A 12,236-nucleotide genomic window follows, 5' to 3' on the forward strand; every position below is an offset into this window, starting at 1 on the left:
ATCGTCAATCACAATATGGATGTATATCAAGAGTACCAGCCTATCCTATCCTTAATAAGCTGGTTGAAACCATAGGTGAAACCGCTCACATTTCTGCTTTGGACCATTTAGATGTAATTTATCTATTATTAATTGTCGGACCAAGGATCCAGCCGCAAAAAGTCTAGGGATATGCAAAAATGGTTATGAACTCCGCGATGGAGATTTCCATTCGGTTGGGATATAGGAGCTAAAAAAAAATTTCAACCAAAAAGGAGATTTGTTATGTTCGATTTTCACACACACTTTATTCCTCCTGATGTGATCAGCTGGATTAAGGATCACCAACATACTGTTAATGCAAAATGGATTAAAAAAGAAGAAAACAAAGATGAATTCTTACTAGTAAATGATAAATGGGGATTTGAGCTAAAAAAAGCGTTTATTGATGCTGACCTGTATATATCCGAGCAGGAAAAAGCAGGTGTTACACATTCACTACTATCGCCAATACCACAACTATTCATGTATGATTTCCCTGAAGAAATAAGCACGGATATTTCTACTGTTTACAATCGTTCTTTAGCACAGTGGACAAATTCAAATCCTACAAAACTATCAGCATTAGGCACTGTCCCACTTACAAACCCTGAGAAAGCGGCAGCCGTTCTACGCGATGGTATTAGCGCTGGATTAAAAGGAGTCATTATCGGACCTGGATTATCAGATCATATGTTATCAGATGAATTTTTTACACCTTTTTTTGAAGAAGCGAATCGACTAAAAGCAATTGTTTTCATTCATCCATTATTATGTGAGGATTCCAGATTAAAAAGAAGAATGATGCCAAATTTAATTGGTGTACCTTGGGAAACAACGATTTGCGCAACTGATCTTTTGTTAAGCGGGATCGTTGATCAATACCCTAATTTAAAGATTTTATTTGCCCATGGGGGAGGCTTCCTGCCATATCAGATTGGTAGACTTAACAAGGGGTTTGAACAATGGGAACTTGTTTCGTCTAAATTACAGGCTCCACCATCTGAATATTTGAAACGCTTTTGGTATGATTCGGTTCTGTGGAGTCAGGATAGTTTGGATTTCTTAATCAAAAGCGTAGGTGAAGATCGGGTGGTACCAGGATCTGATTTTCCTTTTGACCTATGTGTTTGGCCTCCAATTGGAAATAATCAAGCAGTGACATATTCTTTACTATAGTAGGATTGACACGCCGCCACCATTTCATTAATTTAACATAACAAACAGTTTAAACATTCCAAAGCTTTCATTATTATTTCTGTTGTCCATAACGTATGTTTTGGAGGTTTAGTCACGATCCACTCGTAAGTTAAATCAATCACATCTTGTCCTTTATCATCTAATGTATGTAATTTATGAGGTCATTTAATAAATACACTTATGTTTCCTTTGAGTTGGTGATATCCGAGGCTTCATACTATACGAAAACAGCCCCAAAATAAAAAGAACTGTAGTCTTCACTACAGTTCTTTTTATTTTTGAAGTATATATTTGCCAGTAGTTTTTTGAAGCATAACGTTGCCAAAGCGGCAATATTATGCTTCAAATGTTTCAAGTCACATCTCTACTGGTATTGTTATCCACCTTATGTATGGTGGAGACGGCGGGACGTGCGTTTCCATGCTTTCGTCATGGCACTGACTATATCTTGAACCTGCATACTACCAGGTCCCTCGGCGTATTATGCGAAATATAATTTTTACCTTTCATTAGGTAGGATTTCGCATCCTAGTACTACCATTTAGAAATGGCAGCCTATAAGTCGATACACGGCTGTTGGATTACTCCACATACCGCTCGGCATTGCCTTATCGCCAGTTTGGCGACGTAGGTTTCACCGATAAAGCCGAATTTTCACTTATGTGTTACCACATAAGGCGACTAAGTTACTAATCGAACCCGCGTCCAAAGATATCGGCACTTAAGCTTCTACGAGTGTAGTCGACATATTGGCGCTTCGCTGATCCTTTTGCCTATCGACAGGCGGCCGGTCAGCTAGTCTGGTTGTTCTCTTCCTTCGCCCTCAGACGGTGGACTCCGGCGTAGCCTACTAAGAGTGAGTCCGCTACCCTACCACATAGGCGATGGAGGGGCGAACAGCTATGCAGTTATTAAGCTGCGAAAGCTAGGTTGTTGTTAGTTTTGCCAGTTATAGGCGTTGACGTTTTAACGAGGCCGATCCCCTCGACTCGCAACCCAAGCTCGAACTACCCCTGTCGAATCCGTAGCGCCCCCATTATAAAATGAGCTGAAATCTACTTAAAGATTAAAGCTGCAGACGTCGGATGCTCAACAATAGTTTGAGCAAAAGTTATCGTCGCTCCTTAGCGACAAACCTATTATAACACACTTTGCGTCTTTTTCAATTGTAAGTTTTTGTAATTACATTTTTTGACGCTCGCGGAATGCACGCTCGATATCGCGCTTAGCTTCTTTTTGCTTTAATACCTCACGTTTATCATAATTCTTTTTACCCTTTGCTAACCCTAACAAAACCTTGGCAAATCCATTTTTTAAATAGATCTTTAAAGGAATTAGTGCATACCCTGCTTCCCTTGTTTCACCAAAAAGCTTATTAATTTCCCGTTTATGAAGCAAAAGCTTTCTTTGTCTTAATGGATCATGATTGTAGCGATTTCCTTGTTCATAAGGGCTTACATGCATGTTTAATAAATGCATTTCACCGTTATGGATTCTCGCATAGGAATCTTTAAGGTTTACTTTTCCAGCACGAATGGACTTTATTTCAGTTCCTTGAAGAACAATTCCTGCTTCGTATGTTTCTTCAATAAAGTAATCATGGTATGCTTTTTTATTCTGGGCAACCACTTTCCCTATACCTTTTGGCATGTCTCTCACCTCGTTATGGGTTAATTTTAGCAGAAAACGTTACTCATAACAATTGAAAGCCAACAACAGGAAAAATGCCTTTTTCATGAAAACATTTATAGTGACCGAAATACTGCTCAAACCTAGATTACGGGCATTATAAACCTTCTATAGTTACCCAAACTCCTCTCAAAACCGGATTAGGGGCATTATAAAGCTTCTATAGTTATCCACCCCCCTCCCGAAGCAGGATTACGGGCATTATAAAGCCCCTATAGTGACCGAAACCCCATTCAAACAAAGGTTTCGGTCGCTATAAAGGCCTAATCAAAATATTATCTCTTTTTATTTTTCCGCTTTGTACTTTTGTTTTTAGGAACATTGTCATAAAACTTCTTTTTCTTACGCGTTCCTGATCCTTGACCAGATCCGCCGCCACGTCCTTCAGACTTTTGCCCGCCCTTGCCTTCTTGGGTTTTATTACGACGCGGTTTTTTCGTATCGCTGCCAGTCCTAATCACCACTTTTGGTGTCTCTGACCGCTCGCGGCGAGTACCTTTCATACCAACGATTTCAAAGTCGATAGAACGCTCGTCTTTGTTAACCTTTACGACTCTAACGGTAATTTCATCCCCGATTCGGAACACATTCCCTGTCCGTTCACCAATCATTGCAAAATGGCGCTCGTCAAACCGGTAGTAATCATCTGTCATATAGCTGACATGAACGAGACCTTCAATCGTATTCGGCAGCTCGACAAACATCCCAAAATTGGTGACGGAGCTAATAATACCGTCATACTCAACACCAATCTTGTCTTCCATGTATTCAGCTTTCTTTAGTTCATCCGTTTCACGTTCGGCATCAACGGCACGGCGTTCCATTTTGGATGAATGCTGAGCAATTTCAGGCAATCTGGCATTCCATTTCTCACGGGTGGTCTCATCAAGCTTTCCTTCAATTAAATATGTCCGGATTAACCGGTGAACAATGGTATCAGGATAGCGTCGAATTGGCGATGTGAAATGGGTATAAAACTCTGTTGATAATCCAAAGTGCCCTAGGCTCTCAGGATCGTATTTCGCTTGCTGCATAGAGCGAAGCATAACAGTTGAAATAACCATTTCTTCCGGTTTTCCTTGAACAGCTTCAATAATTTCCTGAAGAGCTCTAGGGTGAACATCATTCGCTGTCCCTCTTACAAGGTAGCCAAAATTGGTGATAAACTCAAAAAATCTTCTTAGCTTATCTTCCTTTGGATCCTCATGGATTCGGTAAATAAACGGTACTTCCATCCAGTGAAAGTGCTCGGCGACCGTTTCATTTGCAGCCAGCATAAACTCTTCAATGAGCCTTTCCGCAACCGAACGCTCGCGAAGAACAACATCTGTTGGTTTACTTTCTTCATCTACCAAAACCTTTGATTCTTTAAAATCAAAATCAATCGCGCCACGTTTCATTCTCTTCCCACGTAAGATTTGAGCAAGTTCCTCCATTTGTTCAAACATAGGAACTAATGACTCATATCGGGAACGTGTTTCTTCATCTTTATCCACTAATATCTTATTTACATCGAAATAGGTCATTCGCTCCGTTGTCTTTATGACACTTTGAAAAATCTCATGATTCACAACTTGACCTTCACCCGTGATTTCCATTTCACAGGAAAGCACTAAACGGTCCACATTCGGATTTAGTGAACAGATTCCATTGGATAAACGATGTGGAATCATCGGGATTACTCTGTCTACTAAATAAACACTTGTTGCCCTTTCTTCGGCCTCTAAGTCAATTGGCGTTCCTTCTTTTACATAGTAGCTGACATCTGCAATATGTACGCCAAGCTTATAATTGCCATTCTCAAGTTTTGTGACAGTAACCGCATCATCAAGGTCCTTAGCGTCCGCACCATCGATGGTAACAATCGTTTCATTTCTTAAATCACGGCGGTTTTCCAATTCACTTTCATCAATCGTATCGGGTGTTTCATTTGCCTGCTTCAATACCTCATCTGGGAAGGACATCGGCAGACCATGTTTATGAATCACAGAGAGAATATCAACACCTGGATCATTCTTATGGCCAAGGACGTTAATGACTTCCCCTTCCGCACTCTTTCTGCCTTCTGGATAGGTAATTAATTTAACGACTACCTTATGACCCTCGACCGCACCTTTAGATGCTGATTTTGGGATAAAAATATCACTTGCGAACTTTTTATCATCTGGAATCACAAAACCAAAGCTTTTGCTTTCCACATACGTACCAACAATTTGCTGGACTCCGCGCTCAAGAATGCGAATAATACTGCCTTCCCTGCGCTGCCCTGAGCTTTCGGATGAAATGCGGGCAAGTACGGTATCTCCATGCATGGCGGTATTGGTTTCATTTGGTGGAATAAAAATATCGTCCATCTCAGGCTCATCTGGAGCGACAAAAGCAAATCCTTTTGCATGACCAATAAGTTTCCCACGAATTAAATTCATTTTTTGCGGCAAACCATAACGGTTGCTGCGAGTGCGGACAACTAATCCTTTTTCTTCCATTTGTACAAGTGCTTTTACAAATTCTTTAAATTCACTCGAATCAGAGATACCAAATGCCGCTTCTAATTCTTGAACGGTTAATGGCTTATAAGCCTCATCTCTCATATATTGTAATAGTTTATCAACGTGCAGTTGAATATTATCTTCCAATCAAATCCCTCCTCATAGGGTTAATTTTGCCAATCTAATTTTTCTAAAAAGGTGTAAATATCTTCATGAAGTTGATCACGTTCTTTATCTAGCGTAATTACATGTCCAGATTCTTCATACCATTTTATTTCTTTCTCCACAGACTCTATTTCATTGTAAATGATATTTGCACTCTCCGTGTTTATCATTTTGTCATGGCGGGCCTGTACCACATAAGTAGGGGCATAAATCATATCTACATGGTCGCGGACTTCAGAAATTAATTCTTGCAGCGCCTTTAAGGTTTTCATTGGTGTTTTTGCAAACTCATTCATTTCCACTTCGATTTGTTCCTCGGTTTTCCCCTCACGTGTCTTATATTCGCGGGCATACTCGAGAATTCCTTGGTACATGACTTCTTCGCTTTTTATATACATAGGTGCACACATTGGAAAAATGCCTTTTATAGGTACAGTGTAACCCAATTTTAAAGAAAATACGCCGCCGAGCGAAAGTCCTCCTACAGCGATTTCTTCATGGCCTTGATTTTTTAAAAAATTATAGCCATTTACAACATCCTGCCACCAATCTTCGGGGCCAGTATGCACAAGCTCCTCAGGCGGAACTCCATGCCCTTTATAGTGGGGAGCATGGCAAGTATATCCCCGTTTTTCTAAAAAGCGCCCCAGCATTCGGACATCAGCAGAATTGCCTGTAAAGCCATGAAGCAATAGAACCGCTCGTTTTCCTCCCTTAAAGGTAAAGGGCTTCGGTACTGCAATTTTCATAATAAAAACTCCTTCAAATCAATAGAATCCAATATCTTAGTTTAAGCAAACAATTGGGTAACATTCCAGAAAAAAGCCTTCAGTTTTTGAGCATAAAAAAAACCTGACAAATAAGCCAGGTTTTTGATCATTCTCTATTATACTTCGAAGTATGCAACTAAAACTGCAAGGATAATAAAAAGAACAGATAAAACAACGGTAATACGGTGTAGAATCAAATCAAGTCCACGCGCTTTTTGCTTACCAAATAATGTTTCGGCACCACCTGAAATGGCACCAGATAAGCCGGCACTTTTACCTGATTGCAAAAGAACAACAAGAATAAGTCCAATACTAACGATTACTAATAGTGTTACAACCAATGCGTGCATGTAAGCTACCTCCTGTTAGTTCGTACATTTCACAGTATTTTTAATGTACCATATTATTGCCTTTTTAACAATACAGTCTTTGTGGCAGCTTTAGGGAAATTATAGTGGCCAAGCACGATAAATCCTGCATTGACCCAAATGCGTTTTCTTCATGCTTGCCGGTCACTCCACCACCTCTGCATTGACCCAAATGCGTTTTCTTCATGCTCGTCGGGCACTCCAGCACCTCTGCATTGACCCAAATGTATTTTCTTCATGCTCTTCGGTCACTCCAGCACCTGCATTGACCCAAATGTATTTTCTTCATGCCCTTCGGTCACTCCAGCACCTCTGCATTGACCCAAATGTATTTTCTTCATGCTCTTCGGTCACTCCAGCACCTGCATTGACCCAAATGTATTTTCTTCATGCCCTTCGGTCACTTCAGCACCTCTGCATTGACCCAAATGTATTTTCTTTCCGCTCTTCGGTCACTCCAGCACCCCATCATCTCTTCAAATCAACTGTCGGGCACTCCAGCCAACAAAAAGGCACTCATTCGTCAATGAGTGCCTTAGTTTTTGTTGATTATTTTTTCAAGTTATAGAAAGATTTTAGTCCGTTGTATTGTGCTGTTTCACCTAATTGGTCTTCAATGCGAAGCAATTGGTTATATTTCGCTACACGGTCTGTACGTGAAGGTGCACCTGTTTTGATTTGACCCGCATTTGTTGCAACAGCGATGTCAGCGATTGTGTTATCTTCTGTTTCACCAGAACGGTGAGAGATAACTGCTGTGTAACCAGCGCGCTTCGCCATTTCAATCGCGTCAAATGTTTCAGTTAATGTACCAATTTGATTCACTTTGATAAGGATTGAGTTGCCGATTCCTTTTTCAATACCTTCAGAAAGCTTCTTCGTATTTGTAACGAATAGGTCATCCCCTACTAATTGAACTTTTTTACCAAGACGCTCAGTTAGAAGTTTGTGGCCTTCCCAGTCGTTTTCGTCTAAACCATCTTCGATAGAGATGATTGGATATTTAGTAGCCATATCCTCGTACCAATCAACCATTTCTGCAGAGGTCTTAACAACACCTTCACCTTTTAGATGGTATTTTCCATCTTCTTTGTTATAGAATTCTGAAGATGCTGCGTCCATTGCTAAGAATACTTCTTCGCCAGGCTTGTAGCCAGCTTTTTCGATTGCTTGAACGATTGTTTGAAGTGCTTCTTCGTTAGATCCTAAGTTTGGAGCAAATCCGCCTTCATCCCCAACTGCAGTGTTAAGTCCTTTTTCTTTAAGAACTGATTTTAAGCTGTGGAAAATTTCTGCACCCATACGAAGTGCTTCTCTGAAGTTAGGAGCTCCAACAGGCATAACCATGAACTCTTGAATATCAACGTTGTTATCCGCGTGCTCACCGCCGTTAACGATGTTCATCATTGGAACTGGAAGCTGCTTAGAGTTAAAGCCGCCAAGGTATTGATATAAAGGAATATCTAAGTAGTTAGCTGCTGCATGAGCTACTGCCATAGAAACACCTAGAATTGCATTGGCACCTAATTTTCCTTTGTTTTCAGTACCATCAAGTTCGATCAAAGCGTGATCGACAGCAACCTGATCTAAAACACTAAATTCTTCGCCAACAAGGTGTGGAGCAATAATTTCGTTCACGTTGTCTACTGCTTTTAATACACCTTTACCTAAGTAACGCCCTTTATCTCCATCACGAAGTTCTACTGCTTCGTATTCACCAGTAGATGCACCACTTGGAACTAAAGCACGGCCAAAAGCGCCTGATTCTGTAAATACTTCTACCTCAACTGTTGGGTTACCACGGGAATCCAATACTTCACGAGCATAAACGTCTACAATAAATGGCATTTAATTTCTCTCCTTTAATATAAAAAAATTATTTTACTAATGTTTTTCCTGTCATTTCTTCTGGCTGTTCGACACCCAGTAATTTTAACATTGTCGGAGCTAAATCTCCTAAGATTCCACCTTCACGCAATTCTACGTCCTTCTTAGTCACAATGACTGGAACAGGGTTTGTAGTATGGGCTGTCATAGGCTCACCTTCAAGAGTGATAACCTCATCTGCGTTTCCATGATCAGCTGTAATAATAGCTGTTCCGCCCTTTTCAAGAATCAAATCAACAATTTTACCTAAGCATTCATCAACCGTTTCAATCGCTTTAACTGTTGGTTCAAGCATTCCTGAATGACCAACCATATCAGGATTTGCAAAATTTAGGATAATCGCATCAAATTTATCGTCTTGAATTTCTTTAAGCAGGGCGTCTGTCAATTCATAAGCACTCATCTCTGGCTGCAGGTCATAAGTTGCAACTTTAGGTGAGTTGATTAGAAGACGCTCTTCCCCAGGGAACTTGTCCTCACGGCCGCCGCTCATAAAGAATGTAACATGAGGATATTTTTCGGTTTCGGCTATTCTTAATTGTTTCAATCCATTTTGCGACAATACCTCTCCTAAGGTGTTGTCCAAGTTTGAAGGCTTAAACGCAACATACCCATTTACCGATTCACTGAAATGCGTTAAACACACAAAGAATAAATCCTTTGGATGTTTCTCACCACGGTCAAACGGACGAAAATCTTCGTTTGTGAATACATTGGAAATTTGAATCGCACGGTCTGGACGGAAGTTATAGAAAATAACTGCATCATTATCTTGAATCGTCGCAACAGGCTTACCATCTTCTTTTGTAATCACAGACGGAATGACGAATTCATCGAAAATTCCATGTTGGTAAGAATCTTCAACAACATCTAATGGGTTGGTGTAGGTTGGTCCATCGCCATAAACCATGGAACAATAAGACTTTTCAACACGTTCCCAGCGCTTGTCACGGTCCATTGAATAGTAACGTCCAGAAATGGTAGCAAATTCACCAACGCCATACTCATTAATTTTATCCAAAGTCTGCTGAATATATTTAGCTGCAGTTTTCGGACCAACATCACGTCCATCAAGGAAGCCATGTAAATAGACTTTTTCTACGCCTTCTTCTTTAGCCATCTTTAACAGAGCAAACATATGGTTAATATGGCTGTGAACTCCGCCATCGGACAATAATCCGAATAAATGTAAGTTGGTTCCATTTTTCTTTACATGATCCATCGCACTGCAGATGGTTTCATTTTTTTCAAATTCACCTTCACGAATGGCGATATTCACACGCGTTAGGCTTTGGTAGACAATCCGGCCAGCACCGATATTTAAGTGACCAACCTCTGAGTTACCCATTTGTCCTTCAGGAAGTCCAACTGCCTCTCCAGAAGCAGTTAAATGAGAGTGCGGGAAGCTATCCCAATAACGATCAAAATTCGGTTTTTTCGCATGATAGACTGCATTCCCTTTTTGTTCATCCCTGCATCCAAATCCGTCTAGAATGATGAGGGCAACGGGAGACTTACTCATAGCTTCCTGCCTCCAATAGCTGCAAGAATGAGCGAGCCTCAAGACTTGCTCCGCCTACAAGAGCACCATCAATATCTGGTTGAGCCATATATTCTTTAATATTCTCAGGTTTTACACTTCCGCCATATTGAATGCGAACAGCATTTGCAACTTCTTCATTAAACTGCCCGGCAACTACCTGACGAATATGTCCACATACATCATTTGCATCTTGTGAAGTCGAAGATTTGCCTGTTCCAATTGCCCAAATAGGTTCATAAGCAATGACAGTCTGTTTTACCTGTTCATCGGTTAAACCTGCTAGTGCCTTTTGAATCTGAGTGCCCACAAAATCCATTGTTTCGCCATTTTCACGCTGCTCTAGCGTTTCACCACAGCAAACAATCGGTGTTAAGTTATATTTAAAAGCTGCAAGCGTCTTTAAGTTAACAGATTCATCTGTTTCATTAAACATTTCTCTACGCTCAGAATGACCAATAATCACATATTGAACGCCGATTTCGGAAAGAGGTTTTGGACTGATTTCTCCAGTAAATGCCCCGCTCTCTTCGAAATGCATATTTTGAGCTCCAATTTTTACGTCGCTGCCTTCTGTTACTTCTACAAGATTCTGCAAAAATAAAGCAGGTGCACATATAACAGAGTCGATTTTTTGAGAATCTGGAACTAATCCTTTTACTTCTTCTGCAAAACTTTTTGCTTCTGCATGAGTTTTATTCATTTTCCAGTTACCTGCAATAATCGGTTTACGCATTTCTAGCACTTCCCTTTTTACTTAATTATTTGTCTAGCTGCAGCGCCTAGGGGCTCGGGTCATAAGCCAATCCGTCAGAAAGGTTAAAAAGCAACCTTCCCGCCGGCTCGTCTTATGCCTGTCGCCCCTGGGAAAAATTGAACTGCATTTTTCCTTGGTCAAGGCGCTTCCGCTTTTCTATTTATCATTTAAAGCTACAACGCCTGGAAGTTCTTTACCTTCCATAAATTCAAGTGAAGCGCCGCCGCCTGTTGAAATATGACTCATTTTTTTCGCTAAATTGAACTTTTCGACTGCTGCTGCAGAGTCTCCGCCGCCAATCACAGAGTATGTACCTTCTGCATCTGCTAGTGCTTGGGCAACTGCCTTTGTTCCGCCAGCAAACTTATCGATTTCAAAAACACCCATTGGTCCATTCCAAATAACCAATTTAGACTTTTGGATTACATCACGGTAAATTTCAGCCGTTTTCGGTCCGATATCAAGTGCTTCCCAATCAGCTGGAATTTCATTAATAGCAACTGCTTTAGTATTGGCATCTGCTGAAAAATCATCAGCCACAATTGCATCAACCGGCATATAGAAATTGACACCTTTTTCTTTTGCTTTTTCTATATAAGAATTCGCTAAGTCAATTTTATCTGCCTCAAGAAGGGATTTACCAATTTCATGTCCCTGAGCTTTAACAAAGGTATACGCAAGACCGCCGCCAATAATGAGGTTATCAACCTTTTCTAATAGGTTTTCAATAACACCAATTTTGTCTTTTACTTTCGCTCCGCCAATAATCGCAGTAAACGGTCGTTCAGGATTGGATAGAGCTTTTCCTAATACATCTAGTTCTTTTTCCATTAAAAGACCGGATACAGCAGGTAAATGATGTGCAATACCTTCTGTAGAAGCATGAGCTCTGTGTGCTGCTCCAAATGCGTCATTTACATATACATCTGCAAGTTCTGCAAAGGATTTCGCCAGTTCAGGATCATTCTTTTCTTCACCTGGATAAAAACGGACGTTTTCAAGAAGAAGAACATCGCCTTCATTCATAGATTGAATTAAAGATTTAACAGAATCGCCATAGGCTTCATCTGCTTTTTGAACATTTTTACCTAGAAGTTCAGAAAGTCTTACACCTACTGGAGTTAAGCGCATTTCTTCTACTACTTTACCCTTCGGCCGTCCAAAATGGCTCGCTAAAATCACTTTAGCGCCCTGATCCACTAAGTATTGAATGGTAGGTAGTGCAGCACGAATTCTTGTTTCATCGGTAATTTTCCCATCCTGCATAGGAACGTTAAAATCAACGCGGCAGAAAACGCGTTTCCCTTTTACATCAACATCTTTTAATGTTTTCTTGTTCATGCGGAAAAGCCT

General features: G+C 40.5%; 9 protein-coding genes and 1 other RNA gene. 1 reads left to right on the top strand and 9 read right to left on the bottom strand.

Going from position 1 to position 12,236, the window contains the following annotated elements; genetic code table 11:
• Positions 1-264: 264 nt before the first annotated feature.
• Entirely contained in the window at positions 265-1,197 is a 933-nt protein-coding gene (locus AC2TFD_RS25345) for an amidohydrolase family protein (RefSeq protein WP_335512545.1), read from the top strand.
• 711 nt (positions 1,198-1,908) lie between these two features.
• Here the strand turns inward: AC2TFD_RS25345 and ssrA are convergent.
• From ssrA to AC2TFD_RS25390, 9 genes are all read right to left on the bottom strand, one after another.
• Positions 1,909-2,245, bottom strand: a transfer-messenger RNA (tmRNA) gene (ssrA, locus tag AC2TFD_RS25350).
• A gap of 155 nt (positions 2,246-2,400) precedes the next feature.
• A complete protein-coding gene (gene smpB / locus AC2TFD_RS25355; protein WP_484674162.1) occupies positions 2,401-2,868 on the bottom strand; it encodes an SsrA-binding protein SmpB in 468 nt (155 codons plus the stop codon).
• Positions 2,869-3,182: 314 nt separating this feature from the next.
• Positions 3,183-5,543 (bottom strand): ribonuclease R, encoded by a 2,361-nt coding sequence (rnr, locus tag AC2TFD_RS25360; protein ID WP_484674163.1) that lies wholly within the window; start codon positions 5,541-5,543, stop codon positions 3,183-3,185.
• A 20-nt stretch (positions 5,544-5,563) separates the two neighbouring features.
• Positions 5,564-6,310: an alpha/beta hydrolase gene (locus tag AC2TFD_RS25365; RefSeq protein WP_484674164.1), complete on the bottom strand. Its 747-nt coding sequence runs from the start codon at positions 6,308-6,310 to the stop codon at positions 5,564-5,566.
• A gap of 137 nt (positions 6,311-6,447) precedes the next feature.
• Positions 6,448-6,681: a preprotein translocase subunit SecG gene (gene secG / locus AC2TFD_RS25370; protein WP_335512537.1), complete on the bottom strand. Its 234-nt coding sequence runs from the start codon at positions 6,679-6,681 to the stop codon at positions 6,448-6,450.
• Between the two features lie 567 nt (positions 6,682-7,248).
• A complete protein-coding gene (eno, locus tag AC2TFD_RS25375; protein WP_484674165.1) occupies positions 7,249-8,547 on the bottom strand; it encodes a phosphopyruvate hydratase in 1,299 nt (432 codons plus the stop codon).
• Positions 8,548-8,575: 28 nt separating this feature from the next.
• Positions 8,576-10,108 carry a 2,3-bisphosphoglycerate-independent phosphoglycerate mutase gene (gene gpmI / locus AC2TFD_RS25380; RefSeq protein ID WP_484674166.1) on the bottom strand — a complete coding sequence of 511 codons (1,533 nt, stop codon included), beginning with the start codon at positions 10,106-10,108 and terminating at the stop codon, positions 8,576-8,578.
• Complete coding sequence (gene tpiA, locus AC2TFD_RS25385) at positions 10,101-10,862, bottom strand: triose-phosphate isomerase (RefSeq protein ID WP_484674167.1); 762 nt, start codon at positions 10,860-10,862, stop codon at positions 10,101-10,103. Before tpiA ends, gpmI begins: the two co-directional genes overlap by 8 nt.
• Positions 10,863-11,039: 177 nt before the next feature.
• Positions 11,040-12,224, bottom strand: a complete 1,185-nt coding sequence (locus AC2TFD_RS25390) for a phosphoglycerate kinase (protein WP_335512528.1) — start codon at positions 12,222-12,224, stop codon at positions 11,040-11,042.
• Positions 12,225-12,236: the final 12 nt, after the last annotated feature.

It is taken from the genome of Neobacillus sp. plas4 (assembly GCF_057221695.1).

What these genes read in the sequence shown, in the direction of transcription:
- AC2TFD_RS25365 (WP_484674164.1), bottom strand. Translation starts at nt 6,310, where the DNA reads ATGAAAATTGCAGTACCGAAGCCCTTTACCTTTAAGGGAGGAAAACGA.
- gpmI (WP_484674166.1), bottom strand. Translation starts at nt 10,108, where the DNA reads ATGAGTAAGTCTCCCGTTGCCCTCATCATTCTAGACGGATTTGGATGC.
- tpiA (WP_484674167.1), bottom strand. Translation starts at nt 10,862, where the DNA reads ATGCGTAAACCGATTATTGCAGGTAACTGGAAAATGAATAAAACTCAT.
- smpB (WP_484674162.1), bottom strand. Translation starts at nt 2,868, where the DNA reads ATGCCAAAAGGTATAGGGAAAGTGGTTGCCCAGAATAAAAAAGCATAC.
- secG (WP_335512537.1), bottom strand. Translation starts at nt 6,681, where the DNA reads ATGCACGCATTGGTTGTAACACTATTAGTAATCGTTAGTATTGGACTT.
- eno (WP_484674165.1), bottom strand. Translation starts at nt 8,547, where the DNA reads ATGCCATTTATTGTAGACGTTTATGCTCGTGAAGTATTGGATTCCCGT.
- AC2TFD_RS25345 (WP_335512545.1), top strand. Translation starts at nt 265, where the DNA reads ATGTTCGATTTTCACACACACTTTATTCCTCCTGATGTGATCAGCTGG.
- AC2TFD_RS25390 (WP_335512528.1), bottom strand. Translation starts at nt 12,224, where the DNA reads ATGAACAAGAAAACATTAAAAGATGTTGATGTAAAAGGGAAACGCGTT.